Source organism: Leyella lascolaii (assembly GCF_900079775.1).
Classification (GTDB): Bacteria; Bacteroidota; Bacteroidia; order Bacteroidales; family Bacteroidaceae; genus Prevotella; species Prevotella lascolaii.
This window is the reverse complement of the sequence record NZ_LT556049.1, coordinates 128,075-146,014: the sequence shown is the minus strand read 5'-3', so window position 1 is coordinate 146,014 and position 17,940 is coordinate 128,075. Positions and strand designations below refer to the sequence as shown.

The following is a 17,940-nucleotide window of genomic DNA, read 5'->3' as shown; positions in this document are numbered from 1 at the left end:
GTCAGTGAGTATTGTTTTGTGCGTCGTTAAGTCCGAGTGCCTTTTTTATTTCGTTCTTTATCGATTCCGCGTCAGTACCCGTTATTCTCTGAAGCTCCTCCACCTTGCCGTGCTCCACAAACGTGTCGGGCAGTCCGATGCGCGTTATGTCGGGGTGATGTCCGTTGTCGCACATCCATTCGAGCACCGCCGAGCCGAACCCTCCAGCCCTGACGCCGTCCTCAACGGTTATGATGCGGCTGAAGCGTCGCGCTATGTCATTGAGCAGCCGTGTGTCGAGCGGCTTGACGAAGCGCATGTCGTAGTGAGCCACCGACGCCGTGCAGCCCTCCGCCTTCAGGCTGTCTATCGCCTGGGCGGCGTTGTTTCCTATCGGACCGTAGCTGAGTATGGCAAGGTCGGAGCCCTCGCGTATGAGCCGTCCGGTGCCCACCTCTATCTCCTCGAAGTCACACTCCCAGTCGGAGAGCAGTCCTCTGCCGCGCGGATAGCGTATGACGAACGTCCCCTTTCCGGGCAGCTGCGCGGTGTACATCAGCCGTTGCAGCTCGCGCTCGTCCATGGGCGATGCTATGGTGAGGTTGGGTATGGGTCGCAGCGCGGCAATGTCGAACGCCCCGTGGTGTGTTGGTCCGTCCTCTCCCACGAGTCCGGCGCGGTCGAGACAGAGCACTACGGGCAGGTTGAGTATGGCGGCGTCGTGTATGATGTTGTCGTAGGCTCGCTGCGCGAACGAGCTGTATATGTTGCAGAACGGTATGAGTCCGTCCTTAGCCATTCCGCACGAGAAGGTCACGGCGTGCCCCTCGGCTATGCCCACGTCGAACGTCCGGTCAGGCATCGCCTTCATCATGATGTTCATGGAGCATCCTGTGGGCATGGCGGGCGTCACTCCCACTATGCGCGGGTTGTCCTTGGCAAGGCGCAGGAGCGTCTGCCCGAACACGTCCTGATAGCGCGGCGGGCACCCTGCGGGCACGGTGTCGAGCCGCTCTCCCGTCTCGGGGTCGAACTTCCCCGGCGCGTGCCATATGGTGGCTTCCTTCTCGGCAGGCTCATATCCCTTGCCTTTGGTGGTGTGCAGATGCAGCAGTTTTGGACCCTTCATGTCCTTGAGCTGGCGCAGCAGGCGCACCACCTCCGCCACGTCGTGCCCGTCGAACGGTCCGAAGTAGCGTATGTTCATTCCCTCGAAGATGTTCTGCTGGTGGCTCAACGCCGACTTCAGCGCGTTGTTGAGCCTTATGATGCCTTTGCGCCGGTTGTCGTTGAGATAACCCTTGGAGTGCAGCCAGCGCGACACCCTGTATCTCAGGCGGTTGTATGTGGCGTTGGTGTCGAGGTTGAGCAGATACTGCTCCATTCCCCCCACGGCGCGGTCAATGGACATGTCGTTGTCGTTGAGGATGATGAGCAGGTCGTTTGGCGAGGACGACACGTTGTTGATGCCCTCGAAGGCGAGTCCTCCGCTCATTGCCCCGTCGCCTATCACAGCCACCACATGCCGGTCGTCGTGCCCCGTCTTCTTCGCCGCCACCGCCATGCCGAGCGCAGCCGAGATGGAGTTGGAGGCGTGTCCGCACGTGAATGTGTCGTATTCGCTCTCAAGAGGCGAGGGGAACGGCCGCAGCCCTTTCAGCTTACGGTTTGTGCAGAAGCAGTCTCTCCGTCCGGTGAGAATCTTGTGTCCGTAAGCCTGATGGCCCACATCCCACACTATGCGGTCGTAAGGCGTGTCGAAGACGTAGTGCAGAGCCACGGTGAGCTCCACCACTCCGAGCGACGAGGCGAGGTGTCCGGGGTTGACAGACAGTTCGTCTACGATGTCCTCGCGCAGTTCCCTGCACAGTTCGGGCAGCTCCTCCACGCTGAGGTGTCGCAGGTCTTCAGGATATCTTATGCGGCTGAGGAGCCGCAGCTTGTTCTTGTCCATCTGTATCAGTAATATGTATCATATAAACAGGTATGCAAACTTACATAAAAATTTTCTTATTTCGAATATATCGGCATTATTATTTCACGTTTTACGGATTATTCCCCCGACGTGCGCGTCAGTGCCATGTGTGGCGCGGCGTGCGGTGTATGGCGGTGCGGAGCGTTTGTGCATAAATATTCATATGCGCGTGCATATTTATTCATTCGGCACGTCCTCAACCCCGCGAGAATCGCCTGTAAGTCACGGCAGACTGCCTCCGGTGTTTTTATGCGCTTATTTTCGATGTATGGTTATGTGGCTGACATTCAGCGCGTTGCCGTGTTTTGCGCGTTTATTGGGTTTTTCCCGGCATGCGGATGAGCCTCTTTCGCGATGCGGAAAAGCCCGTTCCGCGATGCAAAGGAGCCTTTCCCGATGACCGGAAGAGACGTTCCGGAGGAGCGGAAAAGCCCGTTCGGCATGTTCTGGATGCCTCCGCTGTTGTGGAAACGCATGCGTATGCGGTTATTATACGGTTTCCGGTCTGCCGCCGTTTCTGTTTTGCGGTTTTGCGTTGTCAAAATCATCTAAGTATATTTATGCGTTTCCCGCCATGCGCATGCATCCGTCGCGCGGCGCGTGAAGTATTGCGGAAGATGAAAAAAGTGGTATATTTCCTCTTTTTAAGAGTAATATTGTGCAGATAAGAACAAAATTGCTATCTTTGCCGATAGATGCCGTCACAGTCATGATTAGGCTCATGTGCATGTCCTTGTGAGGAAGGGTGCGGGTTACGGGACGAGTGACGGCGGCAGCGACTGACCTATACGACCGATAAATAACACTGATAATAAAAACTGTATCTATGAGAAAAGGATTACTTACGATGTTGTGTCTCCTTCTTACAATGTGTCTTCACGCAGACCCGATAAGCAAGGAGCAGGCACACGAGACGGCAAGGGCGTTTCTTGCCGGGAAGGGAATAACCATGACAACCGACGCCACACCGGCGTATAAGGCGCGCCGCAGGTCGGCAGCCGCGGAGGTTGCGGGATATTATATATTCAATGCGGGCGGCGACAGGGGATATGTCATCGTGTCGGGCGACGACCGCACGGAGGCTGTCCTCGGCTATACTGACAGCGGAGAGTTCGACCCGGCTACCGCTCCGGAGGGCATGATGGCATGGCTGAAGGGCTATCTGGAGTTCATCGACCGCCTCGACAGCGAGGGCGTGACCAAAGAGACGGCTGAAAGGAAAGCCCGGCAGATGAAGGCGCAGAAGGTGCGCCACGCCATACAACCGCTCGTGACAAGCCGCTGGAACCAGGGCGACCCGTACAATCTGCTGTGCCCGCGCTACTACAACGCGGACGGAACGCAGGGCGACCGCAGCGCGACGGGATGCGTGGCGACGGCTCTCGCGCAGGTGATGTACTTCTACAAGTGGCCCGACGCGGTGGTGAAGAGCATACCGCGCTATTCGTTCGACAGCAACGGACATCAGATAAGCATGCCCTCCATTCCCAAGGGAACGGAGATAGACTGGGCGAACATGACCGACATATACGACGGACAGAGCACCGACGAGCAGAAGAACGCCGTGGCGGAGCTGATGGTGTATGTGGGAACGGGAGTCAAGATGGGCTACGGTCCGTCGTCGGGAGCGGGTTTCAACGGCGGAAAGCCGCTGGCAGAATACTTCGGATATGATGACGCCACGCACTCCGAGTACCGCAGCAACTACACCTTGGACGAGTGGACCGACCTTATCTACAACGAGATAGCCACCGGTCATCCCGTAGCTTTCGCCGGTACGGCGTCGGGAGGAGCGCACGCCTTCGTGGTGGACGGATACGACGGAGACGGGCTTTTCCACCTCAACTGGGGATGGGGAGGCGGCAGCGACGGCTACTTCCGCATAGAGATACTCAACCCCGGAGACAACAGCGGCATCGGGGCAAGCTCGAGCAGCGACGGCTACTCCATGGGACAGGAGGCTCTCATACTGCGTCTGCCTGACGGAGTGGAGGCTGACGACACGGCTATGATGACCATCAACGACACCGAGATAAGGGGCGACGAGATATTCAGCAACTACATCAACTGGACGGGAGAGACCAACAGCTTCGACTACGGCATAGGTTATGTGGCTGAGGACGGCTCGCTCGTGAGCATAGGCAAGACCAGCCGGGCTGACAATCTGGGCGCGAACTACTACTACGGAGGCAGCTTCGGCATCAGCGGACTGGAGGAAGGCGTCTACACTGTGGTGCCGATAAGCAAGACAACGGGGTCGGACGTGTGGAAGACAAGCTTCAACATAAAAGACCGCCACATCATAGCCGACGTGAAGGCTGACGGGTCTTACACGCTCGAAATGTACACACGCCCGGTAGACCTCGCCATAGAGTCGATAGAGTTCACGGGCGACAGGACGGTGAACAGGCAGCAGAAGCTCGACGTGACGTTCAGAAACAACACCGAAGAGTTCTATGGCGAGATATATCTCTTCGCAAGCAAGACCGGTGACAAGGGCGGACAGGCAAGCCGCTCGGCTCTCTCGCTGAAGAAGGGACACACCACAACGCTCACCTTCTTCTTCACTCCAAAGGAGACGGGAACATACAACGTGTGGCTCACATACGACGGTGCAGGCAACAACGTGGTGCCGGGAGGACACACAACGGTGGACATAACGGCGACCCCGGCGGCTGACGCTGCCAGCCTGCAGGTGAGCTCCATGACGTTCAGCAACATCACCTCGGGCACCATCTACGGCGACTTCATAGAGGGACAGGTGAGAGTGAAGAACAACGCCCGGACAAAGTTCGAGGGCAATGTGAAGCTCAACATATGGCGAGGAGAGATAGGGCAGGGCACCTTCTGGAGCCTTTCGAACACGCTGCTGCCTGCAAGCATAGAGCCGGGAGAGACCGTGTCGCTGCCTTTCAGGTTTGACAATCTGACCACGGGAATGCAATACGGATTCAACGTGGAGTATGGCACGGGCGGCGAGCTCGCCTCGGGAGGACTGGGCAACGTGAACAGACTGATGGACGGAGTGATAGCCTACAAGGCTGACGGAAGCAAGACGGCATCGGCTCCAACAGCGAGATACATCCCGATGGGAGACATAGTGGCTGTAGACCTGAGGCATGCGCCGCAGGTGACCATGGTGAACGCAAGCCGCGCTCCGGAAGCCCTGTTCTTCATAGGGGAGGATATGGAGACGCCGTCGGGACTCGAGTCGGCGCAGGTGGTGAAAGGCGGAACAGCCGGAGACGTGACTGTCTCTGACAGCTACGGGTTCTTCTCGCCCGAGAACTTCACGGCTCGGACAATGTCTTACAGCCGTGTGGTGGACAAGGCTGGCATGGGCAGCTCGTGGGAGACAATAGCCCTGCCGTTCCGTCCGGAAAGTGTGACGGCAGACGGAGTGCCTGTCGGGATAAACACCGAGAAAGGACTGATGCTCAAAGAATTCAGTATGGCTGACGAGGGAGCGGGCATCTTCTTCGAGACGACGGACGCTATGCAGGACGGAGTGCCGTATATCTTCTCGGTGACAGACGAGAGTCTGGTGGGCAAGACACTCGTGTTCTCGGCGTCAGACGTCGATGTGGCGGCTTCAGACGGCGCGCGCATCGTGGCTGGAACCGACAGCTACAGCTTCTACGGCACCACTGTGACACTGACAGACAACGGCATATACGTGCTCAACGACGCAGGTACGGCATTCACTCTCGCTACGGAGGACGCTGACGTAAAACCCTTCAGGGCTTATTTCAGGACAAAGCTGCCTGACGGTCTGCGCGCCGCACAGCTTCCGATAAACACCGTGACAGACGGCATAGAGGGAACGGAGACCGGCATGAAGGACGGAGAGACGGGTGTGTATGGCGTCGACGGTGTGAGAGTGGGCACCGCCACGGTGAGAGACGGACACGTCATCATGCCGCAGCTGCCCAAAGGCATATACATCGTGAACGGCAGGAAAGTGGCGCTCTGACGCCATGCCGGACGGTGACTCCGTCCGGCTCCCGCCCGGGCGGCGGGAGTGTGTACGAACGAATGACTATACATCACATAAAGACATGAATAAAAAAGGAATCACGATTTTCTGTATCTGCCTGTCCGTAGCGGCGGCAGCATACGCCCAGAGCAGGGACGGTGGCATTACGCCCGACATGCTCGGCACCATGAGAAAGGCACACGGGGCATTGCCCTCGGCAAAGGCTGTGTTCAACGCAATGGCTTCAAACAGGATTGACGACATAGCGGTGAACTTCGCCAATCAGGGAACGGTGGACACGTATTTCAGTGACGAGACACCGGCACAGAGCATACACGACCAGAAAAGCTCCGGACGCTGCTGGATGTTCTCGGGATTCAACGTGCTGAGAGCCAACTTCGCGAAGCAGCACGCCGACTCGCTGACGGTGGAGTTCTCTCACAACTACCTGTTCTTCTACGACCAGCTGGAGAAAGCCAACCTCATGTTGCAGGGCGTGATAGACCATGCCGGCGAGCCGATAGACTCGGAGAGGGTGAGGTTTTTCTTCAAGAATCCGCTCAGCGACGGCGGTACTTTCTGCGGAGTAAGCGACCTTGCGGACAAGTACGGACTCGTTCCGGCAGGTGTGCAGCCTGAGACTTTCTCGGCTGAAAACACAAGCAAGATGTCGTCGTTGGTGTCGTCGAAACTGCGCGAGTTCGGACTCGAGCTGCGCAAGATGGCGGCGGAAGGCAAGAAGGCGGCTGCCCTGAAAGAGCGTAAGACGGAGATGCTGTCTGTTGTCTACAACATGCTGTGTCTCACCCTCGGCGAGCCGGTGAGCGAGTTCACCTATGCCTTCAGGACAAAGGACGGCAGGACGGTGGGCGAACCGCGCAAGTATACGCCGAAGGAGTTTTATGAGGCTACGGTGGGAGGACCTCTGAAGGGCTCGTTCATAATGGTGATGAACGACCCGCGACGGGAGTATTACAAGACTTACGAGGTGGAGTACGACCGCCACACTTACGACGGACAGAACTGGAAGTATCTCAATCTGCCGATGGACGACATAGAGCGGCTTGCCATCGCCTCGATAAAGGACGGCAGGAAGATGTACAGCTCCTACGACGTGGGAAAGCAGCTCGACCGTAAAAGAGGCTATCTCGACACCGAGAACTATGACTACGGCTCGCTCTTCGGCACCACTTTCGGCATGGACAAGGCTGAGCGCATATCCACATACGACAGCGGCTCCACACACGCCATGACTCTCACGGCTGTCGACCTCGGCGCGGACGGCAAGGCGAAGAAGTGGAAGGTGGAGAACAGCTGGGGCGCGTCATACGGTCAGGCTGGCTGTCTGATAATGTCGGACAGATGGTTCCGCGAGTATATGTTCCGTCTTGTGGTTGACAAGAAGTATGTTCCGCAGGACATGTTGAGGCAGTATGAGCAGAAGCCGGTGATGGTGATGCCAGAGGATCCGCTCTTCGGAACGGACGACTGACGGCTTTGTGGCATTGAGGAGACAGGACGGCGACCGGACGGCACGATGCGTTCCGGTCGCCGTCTGCATCCTTACGGTGACGCTGCGGTGTGCTCCGCGCGGGACCGGACGCAAATGAAAAAGGGCATGAACATAGTCCATACCCCTTTGATTGAAAAATTAATGCTGTGAAAAATTGTTCTTTTTATTTGATGGCATCAGCCAGTTCGGCACCTGCCTTGAACTTAGCGACCTTCTTTGCGGCGATTGTTATCTTCTCCTTTGTGGCGGGGTTGATGCCCTCGCGTGCCGGACGCTCGTTCACACTGAATGTTCCGAATCCGATGAGCTGTACTTTGTCGCCTTCTACGAGCGCAGCCTTGATTGCGTCAACGGTAGCGTCAAGAGCTTTCTTTGCGTCTGCTTTGCTCAGGTTTGCGCTGTTTGCTATTTTCTCTATCAGTTCTGTTTTGTTCATAATTATGAATTTTAAATGATTAAATATGTAGTTTCTTTATTGCCAGTATTCTTATCGGGAACAAATATAAATCAATACTTTCATAAATCAAACAAAAAATAAAAAAAAATGAACTTATTTCTGAAAAAAAACGGTTTACACCCTTTTTTTATTCAGTATAACAGATATTTTTTCGTAATTTTGCCCTCGTGTTCATTTAATTACAGATATTTCGTATGTTCAATATTCCAAAGATAACCAAGAATCTCCTTATCATCAATGTCATAGTATATCTTGCCACGTTGGTGATGTGGCGCGGTTTAGACTTGAATGATGTGTTCGGGCTGCATTTCTTTCTTGCTCCCGACTTTCATTTCTACCAGTTCTTCACTTACATGTTCATGCATGCGGGATTCATGCATCTGTTTCTCAACATGTTCGCTTTGTGGATGTTCGGGTGCGTGGTGGAGAATGTATGGGGACCGAAGAAGTTCCTTTTCTATTACATGGCGTGCGGTGTGGGTGCCGGACTTTTTCAGGAGCTGGCGCAGTTTGTGCAGTTCCATGTCATCGCGGCGCAGCAGGTGCCGGGCATAGGGATGTTTGAACTGCTGCAGGTGGCTGAAGCCAACGCGGAGGGACTCAACACGTGGACGACCGTGGGTGCCTCCGGTGCGGTGTACGGCATACTGCTCGCATTCGGAATGATATTCCCCGAACAGCGCATTTTCATATTTCCCTTCCCGTTCCCCATAAAGGCTAAGTGGTTCGTCATCATATATGCGGGACTTGAGGTGGCGCAGGCTCTCTCCACACCGGGCGATGGTGTTGCGCATCTTGCGCACCTCGGAGGTATGGCTTTCGGCTATATGATGATACGCTATTGGCGTTCGCATCCGGGCACAGGATACGGCATGGACGGCGGAACGCAGTTTTTCGACAGCATGCGCGCCTCATGGGAGAGGCAGAGAAACAGATGGACGGCAAACCGCAGGAGCGACACCGGACGCCAGTCTGCCGGTTCCGACCCCGACTGGGAGTACAACGCGCATAAGAAAGCGGAACAGGAGGAGATAGACCGCATACTCGACAAGATACGGAGAAACGGATATGACAGCTTGACAAAGGAGGAAAAGCAGACTCTCTTCGACAGCAGCAACAGAAAATAAAGGCGGTAGTGGGATGAAATGTCTTGGGAAACTGACACTGCAAATCATTGCCGGGGCAAACATCGCGACAATAATCGTGATGTTTCTTGTAGGTCACAGCGATGTGTTCAACCCTGTAGACCATCCTCTGCTGGCGACTGTAGGACTCACGTTTCCACTCTTTCTTTGCATAAACCTCGCTTTTACGGCGTTCTGGATAGTGTTCAGCATAAAGCGGGTGATAATCCCCTTTGCGGGATTCGTCGTGTGTTATTCACCCGTAAGAGTGTATACACCGCTGAATATAAACGGGTCTCTTCCGCCCGGAACGGTGAAAGTGATGTCTTACAATGTCTGGAACTTCAGGGACTGGAGCGACGCGGACAAGCCGAGTGAGATTGTGGAATACATCCTTGAGCAGAATTCCGATATCGTATGCCTTCAGGAAAGTGGCACGACAACGGACAAGCGCGACAGGATGTACAGCCGGATGACTGCGGTGTATGCTTACAGCGACACCGTGAAGCCTTCCGGAAGCTCGGACGTGATAACTCTTTTCAGCAAATTCCCGATATTGGGAAAGAAGCGCATTAGCTACGAATCAAAAAACAATCATTCGGCTGCGTTCACACTGAACGTGCGGGGCGACACTCTGATATTCATTGCCAACCACCTCGAGTCTATCGGTCTTTCAGACGATGAGAAAAGCAATTTCAAGTCGATGATGAAGGGACGGATGGAGAAGGACTCAGCAAGGAGCGAGTCACAGAAACTTGTCCATAAACTTGGAACGGCTTCGGCGGTGCGCGCTCCGCAGGCAGAGGCAGTGGCGCGGTATATACGTGACAACAAGGGAAAGAGCATCATACTGTGCGGAGACTTCAACGACAGTCCCATATCTTATGTCCGCCGAGTCATTGCCGACGAACTCACAGACTGCTATGTGGCAAGCGGCAACGGACCGGGAATATCCTATCACGAGAGCGGATTCTATGTCCGGATAGACAATATCATGTGTTCCGACGACTGGAAGCCCGTGCGCTGTGTTGTAGACAGCAAGATAAAGGCGTCCGACCATTATCCTATAATATGCTGGTTGGAAAAACACGGCGATACGTGGAAATAAACTTCATAATGCCTTAAAATATATATAATTAGGTGCATAAATTTTTCGTAATGTGAAAAAAATATTATCTTTGCACGTCTATACATAGAAAAATAAAATAATTAATAACAATATATCAAAATGCAAAACAAAGGAATTGTAATTGTAACAGCTGTCTTGTTGACGCTTGCAAGCATCTTTTATTTGTCATTCTCGGTTGCCACAAGCTACTATGACAGCCAGATTGCAAAGATAAAGGACCCGATTGCACAGCAGGACTACAAAGACTCTGTGAAGTATCTCGGAATTTATTCTTATCAGGATTGCCTTGAGACGCAGATCGGACTTGGTCTTGACCTTAAAGGCGGTATGAATGTTGTCCTCGAAGTAAGTGTTCCGGACGTTGTGGCAGCGCTTGCCGAGCATAAGACCGACGCTGCTTTCGTGAAGTCGCTCAATGAAGCCAAGGCTGAGGAAGAGGCAAGCCAGAAGGACTTTCTGAGCCTCTTTATCGAGGCGTACAAGAGAAACGCGCCCGGTCATCACCTCTCTGAACTGTTCGCAACACAAAGACTTCAGGGTAAGGTTTCGCCTGTAAGCTCTGACAAGGACGTGGAGAAAGTGCTGCGCGAAGAGATAAAGGCTGCGATAGACAACTCTTTTACGGTTGTCCGCACACGTATAGACAAGTTCGGAGTCGTTCAGCCCAACATCCAGAAACTTGAAGGACAGGAAGGCCGTATCATGGTTGAGATGCCTGGAATACGCGAGCCTGAACGTATACGCCGGCTTCTTCAGGGTAGCGCAAACCTCGAGTTCTGGGAGACATACAATGCCGAAGAGATAATTCCTTACCTTGTCCAGATAGACCAGACGCTCGCCAATAACGGTCCGGAAGAGGCTGACACTGCTGCCGTTGACACCACTTCAGCAAAGAAGGAGACTGCCGCAAAGGCACAGAACAGCAAGTTTGAGCTGAAGGGAAAGGTTGCTGAGGCTGCCAAGACCTCTGCCTCTAAAGTATCGGAAGAGGCAAAGAAGGCAAATCCGCTGCTCTCCATGCTCACCACTACAGGCGCTAACTCACTCAGTGTCGTGGGTTATGCCAACGTTCTCGACACAGCCGCAGTGGACAAGATAATCTATTCCGCAATGGCGAAGAAGATTCTTCCGTCCGACTGCAAGCTGCTTTGGAGTGCCAAACCGAGTGACGGTCTGAGCGTGAAGAACATGTACGAGCTGCATGCCATCAAGGTGACGACCACCAACGGACGCGCTCCGCTGGAAGGAGATGTCGTTACAGAAGCTACTGATGAGTTCAACCATATGACAGGCGCGCCTGAGGTGAGCATGAGAATGAACACAGAGGGCGCACGCCGTTGGGCAGCTATGACAAAGGCAAACATCGGAAAGGCAATAGCAATCGTACTTGACGGAAGCGTCTACTCGGCTCCCCGCGTTAACGGTGAAATCACCGGCGGAAGCTCAGCCATAACTGGTAACTTCACGATTGAGGATACAAAGGACCTTGCAAACACGCTTAGATCGGGACGTATGCCAGCTCCCGCACGCATCGTACAGGAAGATATCGTAGGTCCGTCGCTCGGTGCCCAGTCCATACAACAGGGTCTTATATCGTTCGTTATAGCGTTTGTCATCCTCATGATTTACATGATTATCCTCTATAACGTAATCCCCGGACTGCTCGCCAACATGGCTCTGCTGTTCAACCTCTTCTTTACGTTGGGTGTGATGAGCTCCTTCCAGACCGCGCTTACCATGCCTGGAATAGCCGGTCTGTTGCTTTCTCTCGGTATGGCGGTCGATGCCAACGTGCTCATATATGAACGTGCGAAGGAAGAACTGCAGAAAGGCTTGAACGTGAAGACTGCATTGCAGGCTGGTTATAAGAACGCCTTCTCAGCTATCTTCGACTCCAACCTGACGTCAATCATCACAGGTGTGATTCTCGCAGTGTTCGGAACAGGTCCTATCCGAGGCTTCGCCATAACACTGATAATCGGTATCTGCTGTTCGTTCTTTACCGCAGTATACCTGACACGTCTTGTTTACGACCATCAGATGAAGCGCGACAAGTGGCAGAACCTCACGTTCTCCACATCCATCTCGCGCAAGATGCCTCAGAACACCAACTTCAACTTCATGGGAGGCTACAAGCGTTCGTTCACCGTTTGGGGTGTTCTGACGCTCATCTTCTTCGTAAGTTTCTTCTGGCGCGGCTTCAGCAAGAGTATCGACTTCACAGGAGGACGCAATTTCGTGCTGCGTTTTGAGCAGAAGGTAGAGCCCGAGCAGGTTCGTGAAGCACTCGACGGAGCTTTCGGCGAATCCACTTTCAGTGCCATAGCCATAGGTGTTGACGGCAAGACAATACGTGTGAACACCAACTACAAGATAGAGTCCAACGACCAGAACGTTGATGCCGAGGTGGAGAGCATACTCTTCAAGTCGCTTTCGTCAGCCGGTCTTATCACACAGAAGGATATCTCCAAGTTCAGAAATCCGGACATACGTGAGGGCGGTTCCATCATAAGCAGCGCAAAGGTCGGTCCGTCTGTCGCCAAGGACATCACCTACGGAGCCATCATCAGTGTGCTTGTGGCAATCGTAGCGATATTCCTTTACATCCTGTTACGTTTCCGCAACGTGGCATTCTCAATCGGTTCGACAGCCGCACTGGCATTCGATACGATATTCGTTCTGGGTGTATACTCGCTGATGTGGGGCATTCTGCCGATGTCGCTCGAGATAGACCAGACATTCATCGGAGCCATACTGACGGTTATCGGTTACTCCATCAACGACAAGGTGGTTGTGTTCGACCGTATACGTGAGAACATGCAGTTGTACATGAACCGTGACAAGTGGACGCTGTTCAACGATTCACTCAACCAGACTCTTGCACGTACAATCAACACCGGTTCCTCTACTCTGCTCGTGCTCATCGTCATTCTGTTCTTCGGAGGTGAGAGTATACGCAGCTTCTCGCTTGCAATGATTCTGGGTATCGTATTCGGTACGTTCTCCTCAATATTCATTGCAGCCCCTGTAGCTTACTTCACATTGGGTCGTAAGATACGTGAGAAAGACGCGGTGGCAAGGAATAAGTAAGACAACTCTTTCATAATTTTATAGTTAAAGGTTGCATACCGTTTCAGGAATGCAACCTTTTTTTATGTCTTTTTTTTCCTTCCATACACACATTATATTAAATATATGCTGACAATACCGCACAGACCTTTATACATTATATAATATATATGTTGTCCGTATCGCATTGTTTCTGATACATTATATAATATATTCTTAGTGCATGTAGCACCGTCCTTTATACATTATATAATATATATGGTGTCCGTATCGCATTGTTTCTGATACATTATATAATATATTCTTAGTGCATGTAGCACCGTCCTTTATACATTATATAATATATATGTGTGTGGTATATAATATATATGTGTGCGGTTGCGGTATTATTATCAATGCATACATTATGCTCACCAGCCTTGTTATAGTAAAAACAAAAGCGACATCGCGTATTATCCCTTACCGGTCATCATAAGTTTACAGTGAATTATGGGGTGTTTTTAAATAAAACAGGCTGCGCTCGGCAATTTGATAGCAAGCTCTCATTGCGCTCGCTGGCACTGTTTTTAATAAAAACAGGTTGTGCTTAGCTATCTGAAAGCAAACTTTCATTGCGCCATCCGGCACTGTTTCACACATGAAAATAACGCAGTATTATATATTGGTAATCAAAAGTAGAGACGCAAAATCTTGCGTCTCACAAGCAAAAAGTGCGATTATTACAGTGCGTTATAAACAAACTTACATGATGATATATATGTTGTAATGTGCAGGGAATGTGTGTATGGCAATATGACTGTTCCGGAAATGGTTTGCACTGACCTTATCGTGAGACGTAAGGATGGGCAATAAATTGGGGTGGGTATGTGACTGCCGTTGCTGCGTTTATTTCTCGGGAGACGCAAGATTTTGCGTCTCTACAGGCTGACGCCATTGTTATGGCATGATGAATATATTCCTTTTGTATCTCAGCCTGCAAAAAGTAGAGACGCAAAATTTTGCGTCTCACAAGCAAGGATGGAAAATAAATTGGGGTGAGGATATGACTGTTATTGTTGCGTTTGTTGCTCGGGAGACGCAAGATTTTGCGTCTCTACAGGCTGACGCCATTGTTATGGCATGATGAATATATTCCTTTTGTATCTCAGCCTGCAAAAAGTAGAGACGCAAAATTTTGCGTCTCACAAGCAAGGATGGGAAATAAATTGGGGTGAGGATATGACTGTTATCGTTGCGTTTGTTGTTCGGGAGACGCAAGGTTGGGCAATAAGTTGGAGTGAGGATATGGCAGTTATTGCTGCGTTTGTTGTTCGGGAGACGCAAGATTTTGCGTCTCTACAGGCTGACGCCATTGTTATGGCATGATGAATATATTCCTTTTGTATCTCAGCCTGCAAAAAGTAGTGACGCAAAATTTTGCGTCTCACAAGTAAGGATGGGCAATAAATTGGGGTGAGGATATGGCAGTCATTGTTGCGTTTGTTGTTCGGGAGACGCAAGGATGGACAATAAGATGGGGCGAGGATGTGGCTGTTATTGCTACGTTTGTTGCTCGGGAGACGTAAGGTTGGGCAATAAGTTGGAGTGAGGATATGGCAGTTATTGCTACGTTTGTTGCTCGGGAGACGCAAGATTTTGCGTCTCTACTGGGCTGACGCCATTGTTCTTCACCGCTTTTTATGATGTAGCCCGCTACATCTTTGGCAATGTCGGAAAGCGATATGTCTGATGTCAGTACTGAATACGGATGAAGTATAATGACCGACAGGGGATAAAAAAATCTCCGGAGACATTTGTCGTGTCTCCGGAGACTGTTTGTATTTGCCTCTGTAACGCCGTTCTCACACCGCGTCCGCAGAGATATTGTGTGCCGTCATGCCCCGGCACGTGCATTCTTATTATTCCGGTATCATTATTACAGATATATGATTGCCCGGTTTGAGAAACTCCTTCATGAAGTCGCAGATGCTCTGTGTAGTCTGAGCCTCCACTGTCTTCTTATAGTCGGTGTCCATATCGATGTTATACTTGCGGTAAGTGTCTATCACGCCAACCCAGTAACCGTTTGTCTTGCTCTCGTCGTCTATGCTCTTCAGCATGAATTCCTTCACCTTCTTCAGCATGTCGGCGTCGCATGTCTTGGTCATGTTCTTCACCTCTTCGTTCATTATTTTCACCGCCAGTTCCTTCTTGTCAGGGTTCATCGGGCAGTAAGCGAAGATGTTGATGTTGTGGTAGTTGTCGCTGATAGAAGCCGAGCCCTGTGCTCCTACGGAGTAAGCCGCGCTCTGTTCCTCGCGTATCTTCTTCAGATAAATCATCGAAAGAATCTGTCCAGCCATGTCTGCGCGGATGGAGTTTTCAAGAGTATAAGGCATGTCTTCGTTGTGCCACATCATGTATGCGGTAGACTTCGGAGTCTCCTGCTTGCGCTTGAACTCGTTCACTATCTCACCCTTCTGCATGAATGCCGTGCGTTTGCCTTTCACAATCTTGCCCTGTGCAGGCAGTGATGCTATGTACTGGCATATGAGCGGACGTATGGAGTCCTCCTCGAAGTTGCCCACCAGAGTGAATGTCCATCCTGCGGCGTTAGCCGTGCGTTCCTTTGCCATCTGCAGTATGCGGTCATAGCTTATCTGCGGAAGGTCTTCCGTAACGAGCGGTTTGAGGCGCGGGTTGTGTCCGTACATGGTTGCCGTGAGCGAGTCTCCCAGTGCCACGTCGGGTGAGAGAGCACGGTCTTTAAGCGCAACCTCATACTGTTTGATGAGATTGTCGAACGACTTCTGGTCCTTGTTGATGTTTGTGAAGTAAAGATAAAGCATCTGCAGCATTGTCTCCACGTCCTTCGGTGTTGACGATCCGCTTGCGTGTGTGTAGAGACCGTCCATTGACAGGTTCACGTTGGCAATCTTTCCTGCGAGAGCCTTGTTCAGTTCAGTCAGTGAGAAAGAGCCGAGTCCGCTCTGTCCTATCACGTCGTCGAACACCTTGAGGTTCACGAAGTCCTTTTCGCCGTACAGCGACGAGCCTCCGAATCCCTCTGCGCTGAGTATCACCTGGTCTTTCTTCAGGTCGCTCTTCTTGAGGACCACTGTGGCGCCGTTCGACAGTTTGAGCTCTGTATATCCGAACTTCGCGTTCTTCTTCTCGCTCTTTATTGTTCCCGCTTTAGGTTTCTCGGTGATGAGCGGTTCGTTCTTCACGTTGTCCACATAAGCCGATATCTGCTCTGCGCGTGCTGCCTTGACGGCTCCGAGCAACGCTTCCTCTGTCGGATACACGTTCCCTTCCTTCTCGTTGTTGAAGTTCATTATCACGAGGTTGGTGTCGTTAGGCGGCACAAGCTCCTTCATCACCTCGTTCACAGCCTCCACCGGAATCATCGGCACGAGCTGTTTCATCGTCTGATACTGGAATTCTATCGACGGCATCGGCTCGTTCGAGAGGAAGTGACCCAGATACTGGCTGTAGAACTGCTCGTTGTAGCGTTTGTCCTTGTTGCTGTATGCCTTTTCCAGAGAGCTGAGGTAGTCCTGTCTGTAGCGTTCATACTCAGTGGCGGTGAATCCGAACTCAGCCGCGCGTCTTGCCTCTATGAAAGCCGCTTTCACAGCGTCTGCCGTCTTGCCCATCTCCTTGGGCATGATGCCTATGTCGAAAGCGTCTTTCGTCTTGGCGAATATGTAGTTGCCGTCGCTTGCTCCCACGTTCACGTAAGGGCAGTCTGCGCTGAGCGCAGCCTCAGTGTAGCGGTTGTTGAGCATGCTCATCGCGGCACCCTTCACATATCCGTACACCAGATAAGCCATGGTGTTCTTCAGTGAGTCGGGGAACACATCGTGCTTTATCATCACCTCCACCATGTTGGTGCGCTGTTCCTTGTCCTTGTCTATTATGACTATAGGCTCGGCGTTGTCGGGCACAGGCTCGTCCACAATCGGTGCCGCGTTCTCAGGGTTCTTTATGTCTCCGAACAGCTTCTTTATCTCCGCCTCGACGTGGTCCACGTCCACATCGCCCACGACGATTATGCCCTGGTTCTGCGGGTGATACCATTTGTGGTAGTAGTCTTCCAGCTCCTTCGGCTTGAAGTTGTCTATCACGCTCATCAGACCGATGGGGTAGCGCAGACCATATTTCGAGCCCGGGTAGAGCTTCGGCAGATTACGCTCGAACATGCGACCCGATGCGCTTGACCGCATGCGCCACTCGTCGTGTATCACTCCGCGCTCCTTGTCTATCTCCTTCGGGTCGAGCGTCAGCTCGCTTGCCCAGTCGTGCAGTATGAGCAGGCATGAGTCGAGCGCCGACTGGCGGTCTGTGGGCACGTTCGATATGTTGTACACGGTCTGGTCTATCGACGTGTAGGCGTTCAGATCGCGTCCGAACTGCACACCGATGCTCTCGCAGAATCTCATCACCTCGTTGCCCTCGAAGTTCTTTGTGCCGTTGAAGCACATGTGCTCCAGGAAGTGTGCGAGTCCGCGCTGGCTTTCCTCTTCCTGTATCGAGCCCACTTTCTGTGCGATGTAGAAGTTCGCGCGTTTTTCCGGCCAGTTGTTGTGACGGATGTAGTAAGTCAGTCCGTTGTCCAGCTTGCCTATGCGCACGTCCGGGTCGAGCGGTATTGTGGGCATCTGCATCTGGGCGTTGGCGAGTCCTGCGAAACATATGAGGACTGCCGCCATGATTTTCCTGAGTTTCATAAAATA

10 protein-coding genes are annotated in these 17,940 nt (G+C 52.3%); 6 read left to right on the top strand and 4 right to left on the bottom strand.

Annotated features, from left to right (window positions below; genetic code table 11):
- Position 1: 1 nt before the first annotated feature.
- Together dxs and BN4609_RS10940 are read right to left on the bottom strand one after the other, a co-directional pair.
- Positions 2-1,933, bottom strand: a complete 1,932-nt coding sequence (gene dxs, locus BN4609_RS10945) for a 1-deoxy-D-xylulose-5-phosphate synthase (RefSeq protein ID WP_068856708.1) — start codon at positions 1,931-1,933, stop codon at positions 2-4.
- Between the two features lie 308 nt (positions 1,934-2,241).
- On the bottom strand, positions 2,242-2,502 hold the full coding sequence (locus tag BN4609_RS10940) for a hypothetical protein (RefSeq protein ID WP_068856707.1): 261 nt from the start codon (positions 2,500-2,502) through the stop codon (positions 2,242-2,244).
- Positions 2,503-2,780: 278 nt separating this feature from the next.
- Between BN4609_RS10940 and BN4609_RS10935 the strand changes: the two genes are divergently transcribed.
- Both BN4609_RS10935 and BN4609_RS10930 read left to right on the top strand, forming a co-directional pair.
- Positions 2,781-5,927 (top strand): C10 family peptidase, encoded by a 3,147-nt coding sequence (locus tag BN4609_RS10935; RefSeq protein WP_084791544.1) that lies wholly within the window; start codon positions 2,781-2,783, stop codon positions 5,925-5,927.
- 85 nt (positions 5,928-6,012) lie between these two features.
- Positions 6,013-7,422, top strand: a complete 1,410-nt coding sequence (locus tag BN4609_RS10930; RefSeq protein WP_068856705.1) for a C1 family peptidase — start codon at positions 6,013-6,015, stop codon at positions 7,420-7,422.
- A gap of 184 nt (positions 7,423-7,606) precedes the next feature.
- Here BN4609_RS10930 and BN4609_RS10925 read toward each other — a convergent pair whose 3' ends face one another.
- The gene (locus BN4609_RS10925; protein ID WP_021994075.1) at positions 7,607-7,879 is read right to left on the bottom strand and encodes an HU family DNA-binding protein; all 273 of its coding nucleotides are present in this window, start codon (positions 7,877-7,879) and stop codon (positions 7,607-7,609) included.
- A gap of 215 nt (positions 7,880-8,094) precedes the next feature.
- Here BN4609_RS10925 and BN4609_RS10920 point away from each other — a divergent pair, with 215 nt between their 5' ends.
- From BN4609_RS10920 to BN4609_RS10900, 4 genes are all read left to right on the top strand, one after another.
- Positions 8,095-9,027 carry a rhomboid family intramembrane serine protease gene (locus tag BN4609_RS10920; RefSeq protein WP_068856704.1) on the top strand — a complete coding sequence of 311 codons (933 nt, stop codon included), beginning with the start codon at positions 8,095-8,097 and terminating at the stop codon, positions 9,025-9,027.
- Between the two features lie 13 nt (positions 9,028-9,040).
- On the top strand, positions 9,041-10,132 hold the full coding sequence (locus BN4609_RS10915; RefSeq protein WP_068856703.1) for an endonuclease/exonuclease/phosphatase family protein: 1,092 nt from the start codon (positions 9,041-9,043) through the stop codon (positions 10,130-10,132).
- Between the two features lie 120 nt (positions 10,133-10,252).
- Complete coding sequence (secDF, locus tag BN4609_RS10910; protein WP_068856702.1) at positions 10,253-13,243, top strand: protein translocase subunit SecDF; 2,991 nt, start codon at positions 10,253-10,255, stop codon at positions 13,241-13,243.
- Between the two features lie 1,098 nt (positions 13,244-14,341).
- On the top strand, positions 14,342-14,587 hold the full coding sequence (locus BN4609_RS10900) for a hypothetical protein (protein WP_068856700.1): 246 nt from the start codon (positions 14,342-14,344) through the stop codon (positions 14,585-14,587).
- Between the two features lie 533 nt (positions 14,588-15,120).
- On the opposite strand, the gene BN4609_RS10895 is transcribed toward BN4609_RS10900, so the two are convergent.
- Complete coding sequence (locus tag BN4609_RS10895; RefSeq protein ID WP_068856699.1) at positions 15,121-17,934, bottom strand: M16 family metallopeptidase; 2,814 nt, start codon at positions 17,932-17,934, stop codon at positions 15,121-15,123.
- Positions 17,935-17,940: the final 6 nt, after the last annotated feature.

Excerpts from the sequence above, each read along its gene's own strand:
- BN4609_RS10930 (WP_068856705.1), top strand. The coding sequence starts at position 6,013 with ATGAATAAAAAAGGAATCACGATTTTCTGTATCTGCCTGTCCGTAGCG.
- BN4609_RS10900 (WP_068856700.1), top strand. The coding sequence starts at position 14,342 with ATGATGAATATATTCCTTTTGTATCTCAGCCTGCAAAAAGTAGAGACG.
- BN4609_RS10925 (WP_021994075.1), bottom strand. The coding sequence starts at position 7,879 with ATGAACAAAACAGAACTGATAGAGAAAATAGCAAACAGCGCAAACCTG.
- BN4609_RS10920 (WP_068856704.1), top strand. The coding sequence starts at position 8,095 with ATGTTCAATATTCCAAAGATAACCAAGAATCTCCTTATCATCAATGTC.
- BN4609_RS10940 (WP_068856707.1), bottom strand. The coding sequence starts at position 2,502 with ATGATTTTGACAACGCAAAACCGCAAAACAGAAACGGCGGCAGACCGG.
- BN4609_RS10915 (WP_068856703.1), top strand. The coding sequence starts at position 9,041 with ATGAAATGTCTTGGGAAACTGACACTGCAAATCATTGCCGGGGCAAAC.
- secDF (WP_068856702.1), top strand. The coding sequence starts at position 10,253 with ATGCAAAACAAAGGAATTGTAATTGTAACAGCTGTCTTGTTGACGCTT.
- BN4609_RS10935 (WP_084791544.1), top strand. The coding sequence starts at position 2,781 with ATGAGAAAAGGATTACTTACGATGTTGTGTCTCCTTCTTACAATGTGT.
- dxs (WP_068856708.1), bottom strand. The coding sequence starts at position 1,933 with ATGGACAAGAACAAGCTGCGGCTCCTCAGCCGCATAAGATATCCTGAA.
- BN4609_RS10895 (WP_068856699.1), bottom strand. The coding sequence starts at position 17,934 with ATGAAACTCAGGAAAATCATGGCGGCAGTCCTCATATGTTTCGCAGGA.